This window comes from Sporosarcina sp. NPDC096371 (assembly GCF_044762865.1).
Lineage (GTDB): Bacteria > Bacillota > Bacilli > Bacillales_A > Planococcaceae > Sporosarcina.
The window spans coordinates 241,098-266,851 of the sequence record NZ_JBIWFE010000005.1; the positions used below are offsets into that span (position 1 = coordinate 241,098).

Annotated in this window: 13 protein-coding genes and 1 riboswitch; of the genes, 10 read left to right on the forward strand and 3 right to left on the reverse strand. The window is 40.4% G+C overall.

The window, feature by feature from the left end; translation table 11 throughout:
- Positions 1–13: 13 nt before the first annotated feature.
- The 3 genes from ACIQ0H_RS15080 (at position 14) to rfbB (ending at position 3,219) form a co-directional block, all read left to right on the forward strand.
- A complete protein-coding gene (locus ACIQ0H_RS15080; RefSeq protein WP_403416265.1) occupies positions 14–751 on the forward strand; it encodes a cytochrome c biogenesis CcdA family protein in 738 nt (245 codons plus the stop codon).
- Positions 752–978: 227 nt separating this feature from the next.
- Complete coding sequence (locus tag ACIQ0H_RS15085; protein ID WP_403416268.1) at positions 979–1,794, forward strand: ZIP family metal transporter; 816 nt, start codon at positions 979–981, stop codon at positions 1,792–1,794.
- A 408-nt stretch (positions 1,795–2,202) separates the two neighbouring features.
- Positions 2,203–3,219, forward strand: a complete 1,017-nt coding sequence (gene rfbB / locus ACIQ0H_RS15090) for a dTDP-glucose 4,6-dehydratase (protein WP_403416271.1) — start codon at positions 2,203–2,205, stop codon at positions 3,217–3,219.
- Positions 3,220–3,385: 166 nt separating this feature from the next.
- Here the strand turns inward: rfbB and ACIQ0H_RS15095 are convergent, their stop codons facing one another.
- From ACIQ0H_RS15095 to ACIQ0H_RS15105, 3 genes are all read right to left on the reverse strand, one after another.
- Positions 3,386–4,921: a glycine betaine uptake BCCT transporter gene (locus ACIQ0H_RS15095; protein ID WP_403416273.1), complete on the reverse strand. Its 1,536-nt coding sequence runs from the start codon at positions 4,919–4,921 to the stop codon at positions 3,386–3,388.
- Between the two features lie 162 nt (positions 4,922–5,083).
- The gene (locus ACIQ0H_RS15100; RefSeq protein WP_403416275.1) at positions 5,084–6,076 is read right to left on the reverse strand and encodes a hypothetical protein; all 993 of its coding nucleotides are present in this window, start codon (positions 6,074–6,076) and stop codon (positions 5,084–5,086) included.
- A gap of 81 nt (positions 6,077–6,157) precedes the next feature.
- On the reverse strand, positions 6,158–7,393 hold the full coding sequence (locus ACIQ0H_RS15105; protein ID WP_403416277.1) for a helix-turn-helix domain-containing protein: 1,236 nt from the start codon (positions 7,391–7,393) through the stop codon (positions 6,158–6,160).
- Between the two features lie 706 nt (positions 7,394–8,099).
- Between ACIQ0H_RS15105 and ACIQ0H_RS15110 the strand changes: the two genes are divergently transcribed.
- The 7 genes from ACIQ0H_RS15110 to ACIQ0H_RS15140 all read left to right on the forward strand — a co-directional run bounded on the left by ACIQ0H_RS15110 (position 8,100) and on the right by ACIQ0H_RS15140 (position 25,304).
- Entirely contained in the window at positions 8,100–12,449 is a 4,350-nt protein-coding gene (locus tag ACIQ0H_RS15110; protein ID WP_483882537.1) for a S8 family serine peptidase, read from the forward strand.
- Positions 12,450–13,041: 592 nt separating this feature from the next.
- Complete coding sequence (locus ACIQ0H_RS15115) at positions 13,042–17,385, forward strand: S8 family serine peptidase (protein ID WP_403416279.1); 4,344 nt, start codon at positions 13,042–13,044, stop codon at positions 17,383–17,385.
- A gap of 106 nt (positions 17,386–17,491) precedes the next feature.
- Positions 17,492–18,169 carry a hypothetical protein gene (locus ACIQ0H_RS15120; RefSeq protein ID WP_403416282.1) on the forward strand — a complete coding sequence of 226 codons (678 nt, stop codon included), beginning with the start codon at positions 17,492–17,494 and terminating at the stop codon, positions 18,167–18,169.
- Between the two features lie 619 nt (positions 18,170–18,788).
- The gene (locus ACIQ0H_RS15125; RefSeq protein WP_403416284.1) at positions 18,789–23,144 is read left to right on the forward strand and encodes a S8 family serine peptidase; all 4,356 of its coding nucleotides are present in this window, start codon (positions 18,789–18,791) and stop codon (positions 23,142–23,144) included.
- A gap of 122 nt (positions 23,145–23,266) precedes the next feature.
- Positions 23,267–23,944, forward strand: a complete 678-nt coding sequence (locus ACIQ0H_RS15130; RefSeq protein ID WP_403416287.1) for a hypothetical protein — start codon at positions 23,267–23,269, stop codon at positions 23,942–23,944.
- A 52-nt stretch (positions 23,945–23,996) separates the two neighbouring features.
- A complete protein-coding gene (locus ACIQ0H_RS15135) occupies positions 23,997–24,629 on the forward strand; it encodes a hypothetical protein (RefSeq protein ID WP_403416289.1) in 633 nt (210 codons plus the stop codon).
- Between the two features lie 129 nt (positions 24,630–24,758).
- Positions 24,759–25,304, forward strand: a complete 546-nt coding sequence (locus tag ACIQ0H_RS15140) for a signal peptidase I (protein ID WP_403416292.1) — start codon at positions 24,759–24,761, stop codon at positions 25,302–25,304.
- A gap of 312 nt (positions 25,305–25,616) precedes the next feature.
- Positions 25,617–25,700: riboswitch (cyclic di-GMP riboswitch) on the forward strand.
- Positions 25,701–25,754: the final 54 nt, after the last annotated feature.

Here is a 25,754-nt window from a genome sequence, read left to right on the forward strand (position 1 = left end):
GGGTGGTGCTTGAATGGTGTATGGATGGCTATCAAAGTTGAGTGCAACAATTAGTGAGCCGCTCACGGGTCTTATGCATTCTTTTGCAGATGAACCAATGATTTTTGCGCTTTTGTTAGGGTTAATAGGCGCTGCTGCTCCTTGTCAGTTGACGGGAAATTTGAGTGCAATGACTTTTTACAGCAATCGTGCAGTTCAGATGAAAAATGATTGGATCGAAGTGATCTTTTTTATCGCTGGGAAAGTAGTTATTTTTAGTTCGCTTGGCTTGCTAGTCTGGCTATTTGGTCAATCATTTGAGACGAAAATGACGGAGTATTTCCCCTTGTTACGTAAAGTGATTGGTCCGCTTATTGTGATGACGGGGCTTGTTTTGCTGGGGGTTCTTAAGCTAGGGTTTTTACACAGGTTGACCATGCGTATTCCCATGCGGCTGCGTGAAGGGAAAGTGGGCTCGTTTATGTTGGGTGCTAGTTTCTCTCTGGCCTTTTGTCCAACGATGTTCGTCATTTTCTTTCTGTGGCTGATGCCTGTAGTTGCGACGACTTCTTATGGGTTTATTCTGCCGACGGTGTTTGGTATTGCGACGTCGATTCCGCTTGTTTTACTGTTTTTTTTCATCTGGTTCTTTGATGCAAAGCGTTTGATTATGAGGCGGAGCAGGAAAGTAGGAGCAATGATTCAACGGGTTGCCGGCGTACTTCTTGTGATAATTGGTTTATTTGATACGGTAACTTTTTGGGGTATTTAAATCGTGTTCTCTTCGCTAATTTTTTGCGGAGGGGCACTTTTTTTATTCACATATGGGTGGTGGCGATAAGGCTCTTCAATCGGTTCAAGATGGCAAGAGATGTGACAGAGTTTCAAATCTATTTGAAAAATGAAGATTAAAATGTTGCGTTAGGGAAACTTCTAGCATACAATGACAGTATAATGAGAAATTATTAGATGAAATTTATATAGAAAGGGAGAACCACTATGCTAGAATTTTTTATGGGGCTAGATCCCGTTTATCAAGCCTTGATCGCAACTCTATTCACTTGGGGGATGACCGCGATTGGTGCTGCGTTAGTATTTACGACGAAGACGGTCAATCAAAAATTAATGGACGGGATGCTAGGCTTTGCGGGTGGTGTAATGATTGCAGCGAGTTTTTGGTCACTGCTAGCACCTGCTATTGAAATGGCGGAGAGTGGACCCTTTCCTTCCTGGTTCCCTGCTGCTTCAGGATTTTTACTAGGCGGACTATTCTTATGGGCTGCAGATAAGATCATACCTCACTTGCATCCGACTTCTTCCATGAAGGACGCGGAAGGAATCCACCCAGAAAGAAAGCGCCGTAGTACACTATTGATATTTGCGATTACACTGCATAATATTCCTGAAGGATTAGCAGTTGGTGTCGCTTTTGGCGCGGTGGCTGCCGGCTTCCCATCGGCGTCATTAGCGGCGGCTATTGCTTTAGCTGTCGGGATTGGGATTCAAAACTTACCGGAAGGCACAGCGGTTGCAATGCCTTTGCGGAGAGATGGGATGTCTCGTAAAAAAGCTTTTATGTACGGACAATCTTCGGGAGCAGTCGAGCCGATTGCCGCCGTCATTGGGGTTCTCGCAGTTACATTGATGGCACCGATTTTGCCATTTGCGCTAAGTTTTGCGGCAGGAGCGATGATTTTCGTCGTCGTAGAAGAAGTGATTCCAGGCTCGCAGGAAAATGGCAACAAAGATTTGGCTTCCATGTGCTTAATGATCGGATTTACTGTCATGATGATATTGGACGTGGCATTTGGATAAGGAATAATAAAGTAGGCGACTTCACTTCGGTGAAGTCGTTTTTTTTGTAGGATAAGCATGGATAACTATATATGTTGAACTTATGATTTATAAGTAATATCCAGCGAAGGCGCCTTATTGCGAGAGGCATCCCCAAGCGCCGAGCGTTATTAGCAAGCATTTTTAGTTCAAACTAAATAGCATAATTTTAGCTCCTCACTCCTATACTGTGTAGTAAGGAATTTTACAAGATTACTAGATGCTTCATAAATATGTGAATACATTGAACTAAGATGTCTTCGAATGAGTAGCGTTAGCCCAGCCTTAATTGGAAACAGACTACGATCAATATGTAGTAGAAGTAGCAATCTCTAAATAACTAGTCAGCGTGTTTGTCTGAAAGATCATGAAGACAAGGGGGATTTTAGCATGAATATACTAGTAACGGGTGGGGCTGGATTTATCGGATCGAATTTTATCCAACATATGCTTTCCTCATACGACTATACCGTTATCAATTTGGATGCATTAACGTATGCAGGAAATCTGTCTAATCTTGAAGAGGTTGCATGGAGGTCAAACTATCATTTTGTCAGAGGGGAAATAGGTGACGCCCAACTGGTACAAGAACTTTTTGAGCGCTACGACATTGATGTAGTCATTAACTTTGCAGCTGAAACGCATGCGGATCAAAGCATGACAAATCCCGCTCGTTTTTTGACAACGAATGTGACGGGCACGCAGATCCTTCTTGAGGCGGCAAAGTGTTATTGGCAAGCGAATCCCGAGGATGCAGCTTGTAGAAGGTTTATTCAAATCTCGACGGATGAAGTATATGGGACTGTCGATGAAGTAGGCCTGATTTCAGAAGAAACAAGTCTATCCCCGAATAGCCCATATACTGCTTCAAAGGCATCTGCGGATTTAATGGTGAGGGCATATTACGAAACGTATGGGCTGCCCATCCTGATTACAAGATGTTCAACGAATTATGGTCCTTATCAATTCCCTGAAAAATTCATTCCCTTAATGATTGAAAACGCATTACAAGATAAACCACTCCCTCTTTATGGGGATGGCAAACAACGAAGGAATTGGCTTCATGTACACGATCATTGTTTGGCAATCGATGCCGTTCTCCATAAAGGAGAAATTGGTGAAGTGTACAATATTGGTGGCAGTCATGAAAAAGAAAACCTTGAAGTCGTTAAATTAATACTGAAAGCATTAAGGAAAAGCGACTGTCTGATTGAATTTGTAGAGAATCGTTTAGGGCAGGATAAAAGGTGCGCTATCGATTATTCAAAAATAGAAAAAGAACTTGGTTGGGTACCTCGCTATACCTTTGAGCAAGGTCTCAAATTAACCATTGATTGGTATTTGGAGCATGCAGACTGGACAGGTTTTAGGGAAAAAAGGGGAGACTATGGGGCCTATACGCATTGATTGTACGATTGAAAAGCTCTTTTTGGAATACAAAAATTCAATAGGGGTCTAATGTGCAAACAAGAAATGATGATTGTTTCGAGTATGTTGGAATCGGCTAACGTACGTGTAATGCGTGTAAAGTAACGAAAAATCTTCACCCAACTTTTCATGTTGGGTGAAGATTTTACTTAGATGAGTCGCCATTATTTTTCTTCTTCTTCGGATAGGGCCTTATCATTAATCCCATCTCTTTGCGTTCCTTATTGAGTTCCTTATATAGCGAAACCATCATACCGATGATGACGAAGGAGAAGGGTAACGCTGCGATAATCAAGGCATTTTGCAGTGCAGTCAATCCGTTGGCAGATAGTAGGATGATAGCAATTGCTGCTTGAGCAATTCCCCATGTTAATTTGACGACGTTAGGTGGGTGAAGTGATCCATATGTCGTCTGCATACCAAGGACAAATGTTGCTGAGTCTGCTGATGTGATGAAAAAGATAGCGATCAGAAGAATAGCGACAATCGATAGTATCATGGACATCGGTAATTCATGGAAAACAGCAAAAAGGGTTTCTTCGGTTAAAAGATTGGTCAGATCTACGCCTTTTATTTGTACATCCATTGCAGTGGAACCAAAAACAGAGAACCAGAAAAAACTGAGTAATGTTGGTAAAAGCAGGACGCCTACGAGGAATTCGCGTATGGTTCGTCCACGTGATACACGGGCGATAAATATACCGACAAACGGTGACCATGAGATCCACCAAGCCCAGTAGAAAATCGTCCATTTATTAATCCATGCTCGATTATTATCATCGAGTGGTGCAGCACTGAAACTCATACGGGGCAAGTTTTGAAAGTATGAGCCGATTGTGTCGGTAAATGTATCGAAAATCAACATAGTAGGACCGAGAATCACAACAAGAATAAGAAGCAGGGCCGCAAGCACCATATTTGCATTGGACAAATATTTAATCCCTTTACTAATGCCAGACCAAGCAGAAGCCACAAAGAGAATGGTGACAACGATGATAATAACGACTTGAACGGGAAAACTAATCGGTAAATCAAACAAGTAAGAGAGTCCGCCATTGATTTGAATGGCGCCGAAACCGAGTGTTGTCGCAACACCTATAACAGTCGCGAAAACAGCAAGTACGTTAACGATTGTGCCGGCCGCACCATTCATTCGATTGCCAAATATCGGTCTTAATGTTGCAGATATTAGCCCAGGTTCTCCTTTTCGGAATTGAAAATAGGCAAGTGACATGGCGACGATTGCGTAAATTGCCCATGCATGAATGCCCCAATGGAAAAACGTATAACGCATCGATTCTTTAAATGCAGCGTCCGTTCCAGGTTGTTCTGTGGCAGGATCTATCGCGAAGTGGGAAAGCGGTTCCGCCGCGCCCCAGAAGACGAGTCCAATCCCCATCCCAGTTGAAAATAGCATCGCAAACCAACTGATTCGAGAGTATTCAGGTTTTTCATCGGGCTTGCCAAGTGTAATTTGTCCCATGGGGCTGACGATAAAGAATAGACAGAACAGTACAATGGCTGTGACGAACAGTAAATAATACCAACCAAACGCCGATGTGATAAAGTTCTTCATATTATCGGTCACAGTTTCGAAACTCTCGGGTGCTAGTGCGCCATACAACACTGCTATGCATACAAGTCCAAGAGTAATCCAGAATACATTTGAGGTATTTTTCATCTAATCACCTGTATTTTCTTTGTGATAATGATACACGTTGTACAGAGTAATCTTGTCCATTTTTCGTTATGGGTATGCACTTGGATTTTTTTTCCATTTGTTAGTTCTACATAAAAAACAGCAATTCCGCATAATGGAATTGCTGTTTTCAATGGTCTTTACTTAGAAACAGGTAAACCGATCGATTTGATTCAAGCTGATTCCCGTATACTCCCATCTTCTGCGTCTCTGACGCCATCTGTAGCCTGCAACTGAAGTTGGGCCGACAAAGACGGGAAAGAACCAAAAGCCCTGTCTTCTTGAAAGCCAAACGTATGTCATCCTATAGAGGCAACCACGAATGGCGCCGGGGTCTACTGCAAATGCTTGGTGCGTTGGATAAGCAGGAACGGTGTTCGGTGGTGGTGACGTTGGGCCTTGGTGGCCTGGCGATTGACCAGGATTCCCGTTGGTAGGTGGTCGTCCCGGAGGTCCGAATCCTGGAGGCCCGAATCCTGGAGGTCCGAATCCCGGAGGTCCAAAGCTTGGTGTACTAGGTACTGGCGGTCTAAAGCTCGGTGTGCTAGGCACTGGCATTCCGAAGCTCGGCGTGCTAGGTCTTGGTGGTCCAAAGCCTGGCATCCCAGGTCCAGGAGCGAATGCCTGCATGTCGTTTCCAACCATACGTTGTTCTGGCATAAAGCCTTGCATATCATAGCTCATCATACCTTGTTGTGATGAAGAATCTTGCATGTCATAGCCCATCATATTTTGCTGAGGTGAGAATGCTTGCATGTCATAGTCCATCATACCTTGCTGAGGTGAGATTGCTTGCGTGTCATAGCCCATCATATCTTGCTGAGGTGAGAATGCTTGAGTGTCATAGCCCATCATTTCTTGCTGAGATGAGAATGCCTGCATGTCATAGCCCATCATATCTTGCTGAGGTGAGAATGCTTGCGTGTCATAGTCCATCATTCCTTGTTGGGGTAAGGATGCTTGCGCGTCATAGCCCATCATACCCTGCCCAGGGGAGAATCCCTGTGAGCCATAGCCCATCATCTGGCCGCCAGCTCCGTATCCTGGCATACTTTGAGTATTGTTTCCCTCATATCCCTCGGGTAATCTTGGGGACCATTGCTGTCCGCCTTGACCATCCGGTTGCATGTTGACCATTCGTCCACTCCTTCCAAGTGATTCCATCTAGTCTATGCAACCATTGTGAAAAAGGAATGGACTATAATAGGTAGGATTATCTCAAAACTCCTCTGCGTTAATCATACTAGTAGCAATTTCTAATGCTTTTTTGGTATGCCCATTTTTAGTGTAATAATTAAAGAGATCACGTTTATAACTTTGTGCAATCATCGTGTAGCCATTTCCATTGAAATACGGTAAGACTTTAGTAGCTAAGTAGGAATAATAATGTTCTTCTTGTTGAAGAATAGAAAACTGATGTAAGGTGAAAATAGATTCATACATTGTATCTGCACTGTCAGTTGCGATTGTGAGGCCCTCATTGACGAGCATCTGTAATTCCTCTTGGGGTAAAAACTTACCTTTTAAAGCGCTACGAATATAACCATCTAATGACAATAAATAAAGCGTGGATGTACGATCTTTCAATTCCATTGATTCTTTGTATAGCTGACCCGCCCTCTGATATTTCTCTCTTCTTAAGTGCTCATATGCAAAGTTATGAAGGACTTTTGCCTTTTTATCGGGGGCATTACAGAGCTCGCACAGGTTAATCAGATTTTCATATTGTTCAACTGTATTTTTAAAATCACGGTGCTGATCGGATTCGACTTGAATAAGCATCAGGTTTTCCGTATCGATAATACGTAAGAATTGATTTGTTTTCCTAAAGAAATTTAGTGCTTTCTCTGCGTAATAATAGGCAAGTACTGGTGAATGAACACTATGGTAAGCCGCTCCCAGATCGTAGTAAATGGAAGGGTCGGAGTAGTTTTTAAAATCAATACTGTTTAATGTGTCAACTGATTTTATATGTTCATCAATAGACATATAGTAAAGCCCGAGTATATGTTTGAATAAGTTGGTTTCGTAAATAGATAAATGATTATGGCTTACTTGAATTTGTTCAATTAGCTTTTTTGCTTTTTTAAGATTACCTTTTATGACATTAAATTTTGCCTGGAGTAATTTGTAATACGTTACGTGTTCTGATATCTCGAACAATTGATTATTTGCCAGCTCGTTATTAATGCGCAATGCCTCCTGCATGTTCCGGGAGATGATGACCTCGTGCCAATAATCGAGTTTTATTTTCAAGTTTTTTAAATTTGCGAGCTCTTCTTCTATATTTATGTTCAGTCGTTTCGACAACAATACGGTTATTTCGGGGGAATACTCGGTTAAGCCCCTTTCAATTTTGCTTATATGCGTGACTGAACAAACGCCTTCTCCTAGTTGTTCTTGGGTTAACTTTTCCTTCTTACGATAAAACTTGATTATTTTCCCTTCATACATAGATAAGCCCCCCTTTGGTATATGTTCATTCACATGATTACTTTTATAGATAAATTGAATTTGTTGGTGATTCCGATTTGCTATACAATGCCCTGAGCACCAGGCAAGTCGGAAAAGATTGAGAGGGGAAAGGAATATTTTTGATAGACGATTGCTAAGTAATACAAATAAATACCTATCAGTCTTGTTCACGTTGACTCAACAATAAATACTTACTTCTTTAGGACTTAGTCTCCTATTATTGATATACATATTATTATTTTTCATTAATTGGGGTAATTTGAAAAATATTTCTTTCTTACATCATCAAACATTAATTCTTTATTACAACTCGCAAGTATTGAAGCGTGAGTAAATCTTCCATTGTCGTCTATTGCAGTATAAGTAGTATAATGCAATCATTTATAATTGCCAAATTATTTCGAGTAAATGTAATGCTAGGAATAAGTTTACTAGATACTTAGAACCTTCTTGTCACCTAAATTAGAGTCCTATTGTAACGTGGTGGATGTAAAAAAATGAGTCTTTTTATGCAGGTCAGGAGTCCGGGTAATCATAATTACCCCAATATATAGTTAGATAAAATGGTTTAAATTTTATATTGAGGGATGTATTGGTAGTTATCTATTGTTTAATCCTTTGGACGAGTGCTAGAGGCTCTACAAATCTTTTTTGAAAGTTATTCAATCAATAGGGAGTGGATAAAGTGAGTAAAGAAAAAAAGATGAAGAAAATGCCCACACGATTCGCGAAAGCTATGATGACAGCCTTATTATTGCCAGCGACAATGTTTCCTGCTATGCCATCAGTTGAGGCTACAAATGGAACAATAGACGTCAAAGAAATTTTAAATAATCTTACTGATGATCAAAGAAGATCACTCAACGAATTAAGGGCGCTAGCTGGGTTTACAATCGATCCAGCCATCAATCTTGTAAGTGAAGAGCCTGTAAACGTTATTGTTCAATTTAAGCAAGATCCTGCAAAGATTGAAATGGCTAAACAGAAAAATAAACCTAGTCAAGCTTCACTTTCAGCAATGGAAAAGAAAGTAGATACTTCGCATAAGCAATTTAAAGATGCAATTCGGGGCTTATCCAACGGTAAAAGGTCCGTTGACATCACGATTACACACGAGTATCGTGATGCGTTTAACGGCGCAGCCATCACAGTAGCAGGCAATATAATTGAAGAAATGGTGAAAACTGGCGTCGTCGAGCGAGTGTGGAAGGACGAGGAAGTAAAGTTAGATTTGCCAGAAATAAAGGAACGAGCCATCAAGCCTAAAATGATTGACAGTATTCCGCAAATTGGAGTAGACAAGCTTCATGATGAGGATATAAAAGGACAGGGGATTAAAGTCGGAGTCCTTGATACAGGCATTGACTATAATCATCCAGACTTACAAGGGGCGTACGCTGGATACAAAGCAGTTGAAGGACAAGACCCAAGTAAAGTGGATCCTAATAGCGTAAAAGGATGGGACTTTATCGATAATGACGCTGACCCTATGGAAAGAACTTATGACGAGTGGAAGGCGTCAGGTCAGCCGGAGTACGATATGAATGGTAATGCCTATTATACATCACACGGGACGCATGTTTCGGGAACAGTTGCTGGACAAAAAGATAATAACGTAGACTATGCTGTAAAAGGTGTAGCACCAGATGTCGATTTGTATTCCTACCGCGTACTTGGATCATATGGCAGCGGGTCAATAGCGGGAATTCTTGCAGGTATTGATAAAGCCGTGAAAGACGAAATGGATGTTATCAACCTATCTCTTGGTGCAAATGTAAACGATCCACTATCACCACTGTCAGTGGCTGTCAACAATGCCATGCTAGCTGATGTAGTAACGGTTGTAGCAGCTGGAAATGCTGGACCGGGAGCTATGACGGTAGGAACTCCTGGAACTGGTGCCCTTGCCATTACTGTTGGGGCTAGCGATGTGTCTCAGTCCATTCCAACATTTACGGGAAAAGCAAATGAAGAAACGTTTGTAGATGTTCAACTGCTAGCGAAAAATTTTGCAGATAAGATGGAAGGTTTCCAAAATAAATCGTATGCCATTGTTGATATAGGGTACGGGAAAAAGAGTGATTATAAAGGAATAGATGTAACAGGAAAAATCGCGCTCATTGAACGTGGTGAGCTTTCATTTGATGAAAAAATTAGTAATGCTAAAGAAGCGGGAGCGGCTACTACGATTGTTTACAATAATGAAGCCGGTCAAATTCCGTATTATCTTGGCGAAGGCACAGGATATATTGCATCATTCCGCTTATCAAAAGAGGATGGAAACAAGCTAAAGGAAGCGCTTACAACGGAATCTCGTGAAGCAATAGATTCAACGGAGTTACCTGAATCAGTGGAATTACCAGAGTTAACAGAGGCAACTGAAGTAGCAGAATCAATAGAGTCAATAAAATTAACAGAAGCAACTGTGGTAGCAGAGCCAACAGTATCACCGAAATCATCAGAATCGGTCTTTACATTTGGAGAATTGGGACATACAAAATCGCAAGGCGATTATTTAGCTGATTTTAGTTCAAGAGGGCCTGTCGCGCAAAACTATGACATTAAACCAGATGTTGTCGCCCCTGGCGTTGCTATATACTCAACAGCTCCATCATTTATCAATGATCCAGATGGACATACGTATGATACGGCCTATGTAAGAATGCAAGGGACATCCATGGCATCTCCGCATGTAGCGGCTACAGCGGCGCTCATTTTACAGGAGAATCCTGACTATACACCGTTTGATGTGAAAGCAGCCTTAATGAATACGTCCGTTGATTTACAAGAGGATTATTCGGTTTATGAAGTAGGAGCTGGACGAATTAATGCATATGATGCGGTGCATGCAGGTACATCCATTAAAGTACTCGATCAAACTGAAATGGTAGAGGGCGACGAAATTGTTGAAATTGATGAAGAAACAGCGTCATTTTCGTTTGGATCTCATTACCAATCAGAAGATGGGAATGCAATTGAAGCTGGAAAGACAATGACTATTGAAAACCGTCAAACAGTAGAGAAGAAGTTTGCGTTCGACGTTGAATTTTTACAGGCAAAAGGTGGTAGACAACATGCCACGGAGAATGGTGTTCAATTTGATATGCCAAATTCTATAACAGTTACAGCTGGGGAAACTACGGAATTGGAACCTACGATTCATATTCCCAAAAATGCTGCAGAAGGAACTTATGAAGGCTATATCCATATTGTGAATGAAAGTAATCCGGATGAACGTTATCAAGTGCCATTTGCAATCCGTGTGACAGGTAAAGGAATTGATTACGTAGAGCTAGAAAGACCGGCAATCACGAATGAATGGGATCAGTTCCATGCGTATCTACTGCCCTTTACACCCGTTAATTTCAAATTTAAAAGTCCGATGAAAACTGTTGATATCATCGTAAAAGATAGCAAAACGGGGGAACCGATTGGATATGTTGGATCATTACTTGATGCATCTGATATTATGCCAGGTACTGCAATGTCTATCATGCAAGGGTTTTCGGGAATTGTAAATCCATTGACCAATGATCCGTTATATCCAATTTCAAATGAGATAATCAAATTACCAGAAGGTGGCTACACATTTGCCATGATTGCAACCGATTTACAAGGAAACACTTATACAACAGAAAACGTTGCAGTCGTTGATAATACAAAGCCGGAAATGACCTTTAAGGATTTAAAACCAGGAATCTATGAAGTAGATGAGTCGATGTACACAGATGAAGATGGACATCGTGCGGTATGGGTTCATACAAATATTCAAGATTCGTCGATCGATTACCTAAGGTCTAAGGGACTCGATTTTGACCAATCAGCAAACAGTACAGTTTACTATGAAGGCTCGCCATTTCCGACTGGCTATGTGCCCGTAAAAGAAAATGGTGACATGAAGTTTGGTGTTGCTGCTGAAGAGTTTGAAAATAAGCCATACGTTCTTGGTTTACAAACATTTGATATGAGTACAACTGTGCGGTATGACCATTATGTCTTCATGAAAGAGGGGACATTATATGCCACTCCTTCGTATGATAAATCCAAGGTACAAAGTAAAGAGGAAATCACGGCCACATTGACTTTAAATAATGTGAAGGAACTAGTGGCTGGACAATTCGATGTAGGATTTGCAAACAAACATTTCAAGTTCAAGGGTGTAAAAGTAAATGCAGTATTTAAAAAGTATGCGGAAGACAATAATCTAGGGATTAACATAAAAGAACCAACATTTAAAGATAATTACGATGAAACAATTGTAACTGTTGGGGCTTCACTTGAAGGTTCTACTTTTGAAGGCATTAATGGGGATCAGGCTTTTTTAGATATTACCTTTGAAGTGATTAATGATGAGTATTATTGGGGTTCTTACGGCTTTAAATATACAAACGTGACTTATACCGGAGTGAATAAGGTAGAGCCTGTAAAAATTCCGGTTTTCGGGCAAAACGAATTTGATTTTAATCCGAAAACCGCTAATGTGGAAGGCCATATCATACCGGAGTCTCTTATGAACGAATACGGAGAAGTTGATTATGACGTGGACTTAAGTAAAATAGGCGCCAAAGTCTATGTGAAATCTCCAAATGGTAAAAAATATGGAAGTGACGTCCAAAAAGATGGCACATTCTCTATTGAAGGAATTCTGGCACAAGAAGGCGAATTCAAGCTAATTGTAGAAGTACCAGGACACTTAGATAGTGTAAGTAGGGTAAAGGTCGCTCAAAAGGTTGATGGGGATTGGAGAGGTAGATCGACTAATGCTTATCCACCATTTAATTATGCAGGCGATGTCAATCAGGATGGCGTGATTGATATTATGGATGTCATGCGTGTTGTTGCGCAATATGGCAAGAACGATAAAGCAACTGACATCAATCAAGATGGCATTGTCGATGAACAAGACATTCGATTTATCGAACAAAACTTCTTGAGGGTAGGACAAGGCGTTGATAAAAAACCAGCCGAGAAGTTAGGTAAAAAAGGATTGAATGATTTCTTACAATCAATAGGCCTTAAACCGAAGAAGTCATGACAATCGATATGAAGTGATTCAATGGGATACTTGCACACAGTTTAGTTGTGTGCAAGTACCTGTTTACTAGACTAAACATGCTATTTCTAGTAGCAGATAGCATGTCCTTGAAAAGATTGGAATATCAGGACTTAAGCTCCTATTCTAGTAAGCCATCCCGATATTCCAAATCATGTATCAAATTTATTGGGGTAATTCACATAAGACTCTATTTCACTTCGTTGAAACCTAACCTTATCTTCTTTTGGAGCCACGACTTGCAATCTAAGTAGTATAGGATATTCTTTGAATTTGTTTAACTAGTCGAAGTACCCGGAAACTAGAAACTAGCTATTTCCTCCTGCTTTTTCGTCTGTAGATAAGTGCTTATGTAATGTGGGGAAATGAAAAAAGTAGTCCATAATGCACGATTATAATAGACTGATAAATCGCAATTACCCCAATACATAGCCGCTTGAATTGGTGTAACTTTTATAGCTAGAGGGCGTGACGTTCCTATACATCTCTTTATAAAGTCTTATAAGGATTAACAGGGAGATGGAAATTGGTAATTAATCTAGAAATACATACAAACAATTAGGGAGTGAAGAACGTGAGCAAAGAGAAAAAGACCAAAAAAATGCCAACAACATTCGCCAAAGCGATGATGACGGCACTATTACTACCAGCAACAATGTTTCCCGCTATGCCATCAGTTGGGGCTGCAAATGGAACAGTGGACGTCAAAGAAATTTTAAATAATCTTACGGACGAACAAAGAAAATCGCTTAACGAATTAAGGGCGGAAAAAGGGTTTAAAATCGATCCAGCCATCAACCTTGCAAGTGAAAATCCTGTCAACGTGATTGTTCAATTTAAGCAAGATCCTGCGAAGGTTGTACTAGCTAAACAGAAAAATAAACCTAGTCAAGCTTCCCTTTCAACAGTAGAAAAGAAAGTAGATGCATCGCATAAGCAATTTAAAGAGGCAATTCAAGGCTTATCCAAGGGCAAAAGGTCCGCTGACATTACGATTACGCAAGAGTATCGAGATGCTTTTAACGGTGTGGCGATCACAGTAGCAGGAAATGTGATTGAAGAACTAGTGAGAACGGGCATTGTCGAGCGCGTGTGGATGGATGGAGAAATCAAGCTTGATTTGCCGGCAGTGAAGGAACGAGCTATTCAGCCTAAAATGATTGATAGCATTCCACAAATTGGCGTGGACAAGCTCCATGATGAAGATATTAAAGGGCAGGGCATTAAAGTTGGAGTCATCGATACAGGCATCGACTATAATCACCCAGATTTACAAGGAGCATATGCTGGATACAAACCAGTTGAAGGGCAAGACCCAAGTAAAGTGGATCCAGACAGCGTAAAAGGATGGGACTTTGTCGATAATGATGCAGATCCTATGGAAGAGACGTATGACGAATGGAAAGCGTCAGGTAAGCCTGAGTATAACGAACTTGGCAATAGTTACTATACGTCACACGGTACACATGTTTCAGGAACAGTTGCTGGACAACAAGATAATAACGTCGACTATGCTGTAAAAGGTGTAGCACCAGAAGTTGATTTGTATAACTACCGCGTACTAGGGCCTTACGGCAGTGGGCAGATCAGTTGGATACTCGCGGGTGTCGATAAAGCGGTAAAAGACGGAATGGATGTTATTAATCTATCCCTTGGTTCAGATGTAAATGATCCACTATCCCCGATGTCGATAGCTGTTAACAATGCCATGCTTGCTGATGTCGTAACGGTTGTCGCAGCTGGAAATGCTGGACCGAGAGCCATGACGGTTGGAACACCTGGAACTGGGGCGCTTGCCATTACAGTTGGGGCGAGTGATGTGGCACAGAACACGCCAACATTTACGGCAACTGCAAATGAAGAGACGTTTGTAGATGTCCAATTACTAGCGAAAAATTTCAGTGATAATATCGAAGGTTTCCAAAATCAATCGTATGCAATGGTAGATGTAGGATTAGGTGCAGAAAGCGATTATGAAGGAAAAGATGTAACAGGGAAAATTGTACTCATTGAACGCGGTGAGTTGTCATTTGATGAAAAAGTGAACAATGCCAAAGTAGCGGGGGCAGCAGCTGCAATTGTTTACAATAATGAAGCTGGACAAATCCCGTATTATCTTGGTGAAAACACAAAATATCTTCCGGCATTCCGTGTATCAAAAGAAGATGGCGTGAAATTAAAACAAACGTTAGCAACAAAATCAGTGGAGTTACAAGAATCACCTGAGCCTGCGGAAGTCATCGAGGCAGTTGAATCAACAGAAGCAACCGAGTCAACAGAGGTAGTTGAATCAACAGAAGCAACCGAGTCAACAGAGGCAGTTGAAACAACGGCGTCAACTCCATTAACAGAAACAGTCTTTACGTTTGGAGAAGTAGGAAATACAAAATCAGAAGGCGATTATTTAGCTGATTTCAGTTCAAGAGGGCCTGTCGCGCTGACTTATGATATTAAACCTGATGTTGTGGCTCCAGGTGTAGCGATTTACTCTACGTATCCATCATTTATCAACGATCCAGAAGGAAATGATTATGCGACTGCCTATGCCAGAATTCAAGGGACATCCATGGCATCTCCGCATGTAGCAGGAACAGCAGCGCTCATTTTACAAGAAAACCCTGACTATACGGCATTCGATGTGAAAGCGGCACTCATGAATACATCGGTTGATTTACGAGAGGATTATTCGGTTTATGAAGTAGGAGCTGGACGTATTCATGCATATGATGCAGTTCATGCAGATACATCTATTAAAGTACTAGATCAAACTGAAATGGTAGAGGGCAATGAAGTGGTTGAGATTGATCATGAAACAGCATCATTTTCGTTCGGGACTCATTACCTATCAGAAGATGCGATTGAGGATGGAAAAACGATGATTATTACAAACAGTCAAACAGAAAATAAGACATTCACGTTTGATGTTGAATTTTTAGAAGCAAAAGATACTAGGCAGGATGCTGCAAAGAATGGTGTTACATTTGAGGTTCCAAATACTGTAACGGTTTTAGCGGGCGAAACGGCAGAACTGAAGCCGACGATTCACGCTCCAAACGATGCTGCAGAAGGAACATATGAAGGCTATATTCATATTGTGAATGAAAGTAATCCGGATGAAAACTATCAAGTTCCATTTGCCATTCGTGTAACAGGTAAAGGAATTGATTTTGTACGGTTGGAAAGACCAGCAATCACAAATACGTGGGAAAATTTCCACGCGTTTCTTATTCCGTTTACACCTGTAAGCTTCCAGTTTAAAAGTCAGATGGAAACAGTTGATATCATCATAAACGATGAAAAAACTGGGGAACCAATTGGATATGTTGGATCATTATATGGAGCATCCAATATTATGCCGGGTGCTGAAATGTCTATCATGCAAGGATTTAGTGGAAGTATCTATCCGTTTACAAACGATCCGTTGTACCCGATTTCAAATGAGGTTGTCAAATTACCTGAAGGCGCGTACACATTCACGATGATTGCATCCGATGCAGATGGAAATACGTATGTGAATGACAACATTGCAATCGTTGACAATACAAAACCTGAAATGACCTTTAAGGATTTAAAGCCAGGCATCTATGAAGTGGATGAGTCTATGTATACAGTCGAAGATGGCCAAAGTGCGGTATGGGTCCACACGAATATTCAAGATTCGTCAATCGATTACCTAAAATCTAAGGGACTAGATTATGACCAATCAACAAACAGTACAATTTACTATGAAGACTCATCCTATCCGAGCGGCTATTTGAAAGTGAAAGAAAATGGTGACATGAGGTTTGGTGTTGCTGCTGAAGAATTTGAGAAAAAGCCATACCAACTCGGTTTGCAAACATTTGACATGAGTACAACTGCAAGGTATGACACTTATATCTTTGCGAAAGAGGGGACATTATATGCCACTCCTTCGTATGATAAATCCAAAGTACGTCTGAACGAAGAGATTACGACTACATTGACCTTGAATAATGTGAAGGATTTAGTAGCTGGGCAAGTTGATGTAGGATTCACAACTAAAAACTTTAAGTTCAAAGGTGTTAAAGCAAATAAAGCATTTAAACAGTATGCAGAAGCCAATAATCTTGACATTACATTGGACGAGCCAGTATTGAAAGATAATTACAGTGAGACGATTGTTACACTTGGGGCTTCACTTGATGGCACTTCTGTAGAAGGTATGAGTGGTGATCAGGCATTTTTGGATGTGACCTTCGAAGTGATTAATGATGAGCATTATGCGGGCGCTTATGGCTTTAATTATAAGAATTTAAGCTATACCGATGTGAATAATCTAAAGTCGGAAAAAATCTCGATTTTAGGGAACAAGCAGTTCAATCTGATTGCGCAAACCTCTAAGGTAGAAGGCGTTATCTTACCGGAAATGATTCTGAACGAATACGGAGAACCTAATTACGGCATTGACTTAAGTAAAATTGGTGCCAAGGTCCATGTGAAGGCTCCAAATGGTAAAACATACGGCAGCGCTGTTAAAAAAGATGGATCATTCTTTATCGAAGGAATTCCTGTACAAGAAGGCGACTTTAAGCTAGTTGTTGAAGTACCAGGGCACCTGAACAGTGTCAGTGATGTGGATATCACCAATAAGATTGATGGGGATTGGAGTGGTAAATGGCTTCGCGTTTACCCACCATTCAATTACGCGGGAGATGTCACGAAGGATGGCGTAATTGATATTATGGACGTTATGCGTGTCGTTGCGCAATATGGCAAGAAAGATAAAGCAGCAGACATCAATCAAGATGGCGTTGTGGACGAGCTTGACATTCGTTTAATCGAACAAAACTTCTTAAGAGTAGGACATGGCGTTAATAAAAAACCAGTCGACAAATTAGGTAAAAAAGGATTGAATGACTTCTTACAATCTTTAGGGCTTGAATCGAATAATGAATAACGATTGAAATGATTCAATGAGGATACTTGCACACAGTTAGACTGTGTGCAAGTGCCTTTTTGATAGTCTACACATTCTAGTAATAAAAACATGGGGGAATGAAGAGATGAATAAAGCAAAGAAAATGTTATTGGGTACGGCACTTGCGGGGACATTGGTTGTATCGGCTGGATTCGGGACTTATTCATGGTTTACTTCAGAAACAAATGCACAGGGGTCTATGACAAACGGTGTGTTGGCCATTAATGACGGAGCGGATATCGATACGCCAATGTTTGAAGGGACTAAATTCGCCCCTTCACAACTACAATACGGGGAATGGTTGTCACTTGAAAATACGGGCGATCTAGATACACATATTAAAGCGACGTACAAACACGCTGTCGATAAGGCGTCATTAGAAGGCTATGAAGTCGGCTATATGGCTATGAAATATACAGTAACACCTGATAAAGATGTCTATGAAGATTCTAAAATAAAGCTTGAAAACCTATTCAAAGGAACGACAAATGAACGTTCTATCGCTACTGCTAGCAATATAGAAGGAGTAGAAATCCTTGGAAATGTGTTGTCTCAGGCAGAAGTGAAGTCAGGTGAAATCGTATTCGGAGAAGGTAGCGAAGATGATTTTTGGCAGTTGGATGAAGGGCAATATATCGACATCATGGTCGGTATTAAGTTGGATGAAAATGCCGGCAATGAATACCAAGGGGCAATTTACGATGCGACATTTAACGTAATGGCTAAACAAACAGATGAGGGTGCGAAATACGAAAACGAATAAAAAAGACTAGTTAGATCGATTGACTAAGCAAACTGAATGGATAAGCAAAGAAGAGGCTGTCTCTAAAAAATCAAGATTTTTTAGAGACAGTCTTTATTGTTTTCATCATTTAAGTTTGTGAACGATTGACATAGATAGATGTAAAAAGATTGGTGAATCCATTTTATAATCCAAAAAAATATACTTTTAAGAGTCTAAAGGTCCTATTATAACTAGCTGTCACATTAATTTAATTCGTATATCGAATTTTTTGGGGTAATTTGCATTAGACTCTATCTCACTAGGTTAAACCTTACTACAATCGCCTTTTGTAAGCATTTGAAATAGGGGTAGTCTAGAAGTCTTTGTTTGAAATTATCTAACTACCGCATATAGTTTGATTATATTTGAACTGAAAACTGAATATATAATCCTTCTTTTTTGCGTCAGACAAGTTCTTTTGTAATGTGTTGGAACAGAAAAAGTGGTTCGTAATACACTTGTTATGTAGTCTGATAATTGGAATTACCCCAAAGCGGAATTGTTTGAATTGGTGTAAATTTTATAACTAGGGACGTGACGTTTCAACAAATTTCGTCAATTTACCAAGGAATATACAAAGAATCGGGGAGTGAATAACGTGAGTAAAGAAAAAAAGAACAAAAAAATGCCGACAAAATTCGCAAAAGCTATGATGACTGCACTATTATTGCCGGCTACTATGTTTCCTGCAATGCCATCCGTTGATGCTGCTAATGGAACGATAGATGTCAAAGAAATTTTAAATAATCTTACGGATGCACAAAGAAAATCGCTGAACAAATTAAAGGTGGAAAATGGGTTTAAAATTGATCCAGCTATCAATCTGATGAGTGAGAAACCTATCAATGTAATTGTGCAATTTAAGCAGGAGCCGGCAAAGGTTGAACTAGCGAAACAAAAAAATAAACCTAGTCGTAGTTCTGTTGCTCAAGTAGAAGCAAAGGTCGAGCAATCTCACAAACAATTTAAAGAAGTCATTCAGAACGTAAACAAAAGTAAAAAATCTGCTACCATCACCATTACACATGAATATCGCGATGCGTTTAATGGTGTTGCCATCACGGCAGCAGGTAATGTAGTGGAAGAACTAGTACAAACTGGCGCTGTTGAGCGTGTTTGGAAAGACGAAGAAATAAAGATTGATTTACCAGCAGTAAAAGAACGAGCGATCCAGCCTAAAATGATTGATAGTATTCCACAAATTGGCGTGGACAAACTTCATAATGAGGATATTAAAGGACAGGGGATTAAAGTCGGGGTCCTTGATACAGGAATTGACTATAATCATCCAGACTTACAAGGTGCCTATGGTGGATACAAAGCAGTTGAAGGACAAGATTCAAGTAAAGTGGATCCTGACAGCGTAAAAGGCTGGGACTATATCGATAATGATGCTGATCCTATGGAAACGACGTACGACGAATGGAAAGCGTCAGGTAAGCCAGAGTTTGATTCACAAGGCAATGCCTATTATACATCACACGGTACACACGTTTCGGGGACAGTTGCTGGTCAACAAGATAATAACGTGGACTATGCTGTAAAAGGTGTAGCACCAGAAGTGGATTTATATAACTATCGCGTACTAGGGCCGTATGGAAGTGGTCCGACAAGCGGAATTCTTGCAGGTATTGATAAAGCTGTGAAGGATGAAATGGATGTTATCAACCTATCTCTTGGGTCGAATGTAAACCAAGCACTAAATCCATTGTCAATAGCTGTTAACAATGCGATGCTTGCTGATGTCGTAACGGTTGTAGCAGCTGGGAATGCTGGACCGGGAGCCGGAACAGTGGGAACACCTGGAGCTGGTGCACTTGCCATTACAGTTGGGGCGAGTGACGTGTCACAGGTCACGCCAACATTTAAAGCGACAGCAAATGAAGAAACGTTTGCAGATGTACAACTGCTAGCGAAAAATTTCACAGATAATATTGAAGGCCTCCAAAACCAATCGTACGCAATCGTTGATGTAGGATTAGGTGCAAAAAGTGATTTTGCAGGAAAAGATCTAACTGGAAAAATTGCGCTTATTGAACGCGGCGAGCTTGCATTTGATGAGAAAGTTCGTAATGCCAAAGAAGCAGGTGCAGTGGCAGCGATTGTATTCAATAATGCACCGGGGCAAATTCCAGTTTATATGGGTGAAAGCACAGGCTATGTAACATCATTCCGTATTTCCCAAGAGGATGGCAAGAAGTTAAAAGAAGCGCTTGCAGCAAATGTAAGTGAAGAAACAGAGGCAGTAGAGTTACAAGAAATAGTTGAGTCTGTGGAAGTGACTGAAGCAATTGAGGTAACAGAAGCAACAGATGCTACGGAACTAGTGAAACTAACTGAAGCGGATGAAGTGAAAGAGCTAACGGAGCCATCTACGACATCAGAAGTGGTCTTTACATTTGGTGAAGTAGGAAATACAAAATCAGAAGGCGATTATTTAGCCGATTTTAGTTCAAGAGGACCTGTTGCAGGAACCCTTGACATTAAACCAGATGTTGTCGCACCAGGTGTAGCAATTTACTCAACGTATCCATCATTTATCAATGATCCAGAAGGAAATGATTACGCAACAGCTTATGCAAGAATTCAAGGAACATCCATGGCATCTCCGCATGTAGCTGGAGCAGCAGCGCTCATTTTGCAGGAGAACCCTGACTATACGGCGTTTGACGTGAAAGCAGCATTGATGAATACGTCCGTTGATTTACGTGAAGATTATTCGGTTTATGAAGTTGGGGCTGGCCGTATTAACGCTTATGACGCGGTTCATACAGATACGTCCATTAAAGTACTTGACCAAACTGAGATGGTAGAAGGTGGCGAAGTTGTTGAGATAAATCAAGAAACAGCGTCATTTTCATTCGGAGCGCATGCTCCATCAGAGGATGCGATTGAAGAAGGAAAAACAATGGTTATTAAAAATAGTCAAACCGAAGATAAAAAGTTCGCATTTGATGTCGAATTTTTACAGGCTAAAGGGGACCGACAAGATGCGGCGAAAAATGGCGTTCGATTTGATGTTCCAAATACTGTAACGGTTCCAGCTGGGAAGACGACAGAATTGGAACCAACCATTCATGTACCAAAGGATGCTGCTGAAGGAACCTATGAAGGCTATATTCATATCGTGAATGAAAGCAATCCGGATGAGCGCTACCAAGTCCCATTTGCGATTCGGATAACAGGGAACGGAATTGATTTTGTACAGCTGGAAAGACCAGTTATCACAAATAGCTGGGACTTCCCTCATGAATACCTAATACCATTTACACCCGTCATTTTCAAATTTAAAAGTACGATGGAAACAATTAATATCATCATAAATGATGCTGAAACTGGAGAACCAATTGGACTTGGTGGGTTCATATCCGATGCATCCTATATCCCAGCAGGTACTGAAATGTATATCACACAAGGATTTACAGGGCATGTAAATTTGTTTACGGGCGATCCATTGTACCCGATTTCAGATGAATTATTCGAATTACCTGAAGGGAACTATACATTTACATTGATTGCAACTGATTCAAAAGGAAATACCTATGTAAATGAAAACGTTGCAGTCGTTGATAATACAGGACCTGAAATGACCTTTAAGGATTATAAGCCAGGGATTCACGAAGTAGATGAGTCTATGTACACGGATGAAGATGGACATCACGCGGTATGGGTCCATACAAATGTTCACGATGCATCGATTGACTACCTGAAATCAAAGGGACTGAATTATGACCAATCATCAAATCTAACTGTTTACTATGAAGATTCACCATTCGCTGCGGGACTTTTACCGGTAAAAGAAAATGGGGATATGAAGTTTGGTGTTCTGGCAGAAGAGATTGCAAATAAACCATACAAGCTTTCTTTATCGACTATTGAGTTGGGGACAACAGAAAGGTTTGACAGATATACCTTTGTGAAAGAGGGGACATTGTATGCCGCTCCTTCATATGACAAAACGAAAGTACAACTCAATGATGAGGTTACTGCTACATTGACGTTAAACAATGTGAAGGACCTAGCAGCTGGCCAATTTGATGTAGCATTTGCAAATAAACACTTTAAGTTCAAGGGTGTACAAGCAAGTGATGCATTGAAAAAGTATGCAGCTGATAATAATCTTGAGATTGCATTAAATGAACCGACATTTAAAAATCAAGATACCGATACAATTGTAACGCTCGGAGCTACCCTTGAAGGGGCTTCTTTAGAAGGGATAAGTGGTGATCAAGCCTTTTTAGATGTTACTTTTGAAGTGATTAACGACGAGATTTATGACGGTACTTATAGCTTTGACTTCCGGAACATAGCGTATACTTCGGTTAAAGAGGACAAGCCGGTAACGGTTCCTCAGATCAAACATGACCTGATCACGATTCTTCCGCAAACGGCTAAAGTACAAGGTTATATCTCACCGGAAGCACTTCTTGAAGAAGATGGAGAAGTTGTTTATGGTGTGGACTTAAGCAAAATAGGTGCTAAAGTCTATGTACAGGCGCCGAATGGCAAAAAATTTGCAGGAGATCTCGATGAAAATGGTGTATTCTTCATCGAAGGGATTGAGGTGCAAAAAGGCGATTATAAGATAATCGTTGACGTACCTGGCCATTTAACAAGATCAAGTATTGTAAAAGTCGTCAACGAGATTGATGGAGATTTGACGGGTCGTTGGCTTCGTACTTTCCCACCAATTAATTACGCAGGTGATGTAAATAAAGATGGCATGATCGACATTATGGACGTTATGCGTGTTGTTGCGCAATATGGTACGAAAGATAAAGCTGCAGACATCAATATCGATGGCATTGTGGACGAGCTTGACATTCGTCTAATCGAACAGAATTTCTTGAGAACTGGACATGACGCTGGGAAAAATAAAAAACCAGTTGAAAAGTTAGGGAAAAAAGGATTGAATGATTTCTTACAATCACTTGGTCTTACACCGAATAAGTAATGAGTAGATAGTAAGGATTTCAACGGGGATATTTGCACATAGCCAAGCTGTGTGCAAGTACCTATTCAAAAAACAGAAGATTTAACTTATACTACTATTAAGAATATAGGGGGAATTGAGATATGAACAGAGCGAAGAAAATGTTATTGGGTACGGCACTTGCGGGGACATTGGTTGTATCGGCTGGATTCGGGACTTATTCATGGTTTACTTCAGAAACAAATGCACAGGGGTCTATGACAAATGGTGTGTTAGCCATTAATGATGGAGCGGATATTGATACGCCAATGTTTGAAGGGACTAAATTCGCCCCTTCACAGCTACAATATGGGGAATGGTTGTCACTTGAAAATACGGGCGATCTAGATACACATATTAAAGCGACTTATAAACATGCTGTCGATAAGGCGTCATTAGAAGGCTATGAAGTCGGCTATATGGCTATGAAATATACAATCACACCTAGCAAAGACGTCTATGAAGATTCTAAAATAAAGCTAGATAACCTATTCAATGGAACGACAAATGAACGTTCTATCGCTACTGCTAGCAATGTATATGGGGTAGAAATCCTTGGTAATGTGTTATCTCAGGCAGAAGTAAAGTCAGGTGAAATCGTATTCGGAGAAGGTAGCCAAGATGATTTTTGGCAATTGGAAGAAGGGCAATATATCGACATTATGGTCGCTATTAAGCTGGATGAAAATGCCGGCAATGAATACCAAGGGGCAATTTACGATGCGACATTTAACGTAATGGCTAAACAAACAGATGAGGGTGCGAAATACGAAAACGAATAACCTTTTTTGGGACAAAGACTCATAAAGCCGATGGAGCGAGGGAGATGAATTTATGGCAAAGAGAAAACAAGGCCTTCTGCTAATTAGTAGTTCAATTACCGTTTACCTTCTTGTCTTTGCCATGGGGAAATACGACACTTCAGCGTGGTTTGTGAGTGAAACAAATGCAAGTGGTTCACTAGAAAATGCGACAACAGAAGATTTACTGGTCAAAACAGCTGAAGTTATCTCCTATGAGACAGGCGGAGTTGTCTCGGTTAATGTGGAGGTCACAAATATATTCGACGTAGACATTCCGATCCAACTGGAAGAATACGACGTTAATTTAGCCCCAGGTGATACCTTTTCTGAAGTAATTCAACAACAAGTTCCACTGGATGCAACAGAAATTAATTTGCAATTGACGGGGTTTCGAAACTATATTAATGAGTCCTTAACGATTCCGGTAGATCCAGCATTATTGCTGGAAACCATCCCTGTGGAGCCAGAAGAGGAACCCGAGATAGATGACGCGCAGCCGGATAAGCCAGAATCAGAAGTACCCGACGAAAAAGATAAGGGTACAGTGCCTGAAGAACTTGAAAAGCCTACGGGATCTGAAAACATCGACAAGATAACAAAGCCAGGTGATATCGATAAGATAACACCACCCGACAAACAAGTTGAAGTGGACAGCCATTCATAAATGAAAAGACTATCCCTAAAAATCATGGATTTTTAGGGATAGTTTTCATTGCTTAGGGGAGTTTTGGTCCCCACTGAAGCAACTTACATACATAAAAAATGTAACCAATTAGAAAAGAGTGAATAAGTGATGGGTATTGTAAGAAAGGGTTTATCCGTAGTTTTTCGTTTGATAATAGCGATTATGATTATGTTAATTGTAATGTTTGTTTACCAATCTTTCAAAAAAACAAATGAGCCAACATCTTTCTTCGGCTATCAACCGCTCACTGTGTTATCAAATAGTATGAATCCTAGCTTTGAGACGGGTGATATGTTTTTTGCAAAAAAAGTAGACCCAGGTGAAGTGAAGGTGGACGATGTGATCACTTTCAAAGAAACGGGCGGTAAGTTAATTACGCATAGGGTTATTGAAGTGGTCAATAACAGTGGTGAGGTCGGTTTTGTAACGAAAGGTGACAATAATAACGTCAAAGATGAAGAAGTGGTAAAAGGTGAAAATCTAATTGGTAAACAGGCGTTCATTATCCCGAATGCCGGGTTTATTGCAAAGTTTTTGAGAAGCCCGATTGGATTGATCGTACTTATACTTCTTCCTTTAGCTATTTATATTGGTTTAGAAGTTTATGATCGTAAAAAGTCTGTTGGAAAAACCCGTAACATTGTGGGTGACTGACGGTCATCAACTATAAGAACATAAAACGACTGGTACTCAAGACACAGTTGAGTACCGGGCGTTTTATGATTATGAAGACCAATCTGCTTGGTAAAAAAGAACCAAACTATGTGTGAGTCATATTGACTAAAATGGATTTTTATTTGTTAGCTCTTATTGTAAAAGTTTATGATTTTCGCCATTATTTTAAGTGTTTATGAGTTGGTTTTTGGTAAATATTTCATTATTATGATTGTGATAGCCTATATGTAACATGATCTAAATGATTCATAGGTAAATATAGGGTATTATGTTATATTGGAAAAACAAATAAAACTAAATAGGCAAACCTATGGAAATGTAGGGACGCAAAACTACAGGGACTAACGTTAATAACCATGTCAGCCAGTTGCCAAAGAGTACTTGATACTTTTTGTTTATGTGAGGTTTATTTAATGCTACCTCACATAA

Bases quoted from the DNA above. Each gene is read 5' to 3' on its own strand.
- ACIQ0H_RS15105 (WP_403416277.1), bottom strand. From the start codon at position 7,393: ATGTATGAAGGGAAAATAATCAAGTTTTATCGTAAGAAGGAAAAGTTA.
- ACIQ0H_RS15095 (WP_403416273.1), bottom strand. From the start codon at position 4,921: ATGAAAAATACCTCAAATGTATTCTGGATTACTCTTGGACTTGTATGC.
- ACIQ0H_RS15080 (WP_403416265.1), top strand. From the start codon at position 14: ATGGTGTATGGATGGCTATCAAAGTTGAGTGCAACAATTAGTGAGCCG.
- ACIQ0H_RS15085 (WP_403416268.1), top strand. From the start codon at position 979: ATGCTAGAATTTTTTATGGGGCTAGATCCCGTTTATCAAGCCTTGATC.
- ACIQ0H_RS15140 (WP_403416292.1), top strand. From the start codon at position 24,759: ATGGGTATTGTAAGAAAGGGTTTATCCGTAGTTTTTCGTTTGATAATA.
- ACIQ0H_RS15130 (WP_403416287.1), top strand. From the start codon at position 23,267: ATGAACAGAGCGAAGAAAATGTTATTGGGTACGGCACTTGCGGGGACA.
- rfbB (WP_403416271.1), top strand. From the start codon at position 2,203: ATGAATATACTAGTAACGGGTGGGGCTGGATTTATCGGATCGAATTTT.
- ACIQ0H_RS15120 (WP_403416282.1), top strand. From the start codon at position 17,492: ATGAATAAAGCAAAGAAAATGTTATTGGGTACGGCACTTGCGGGGACA.
- ACIQ0H_RS15100 (WP_403416275.1), bottom strand. From the start codon at position 6,076: ATGGTCAACATGCAACCGGATGGTCAAGGCGGACAGCAATGGTCCCCA.
- ACIQ0H_RS15135 (WP_403416289.1), top strand. From the start codon at position 23,997: ATGGCAAAGAGAAAACAAGGCCTTCTGCTAATTAGTAGTTCAATTACC.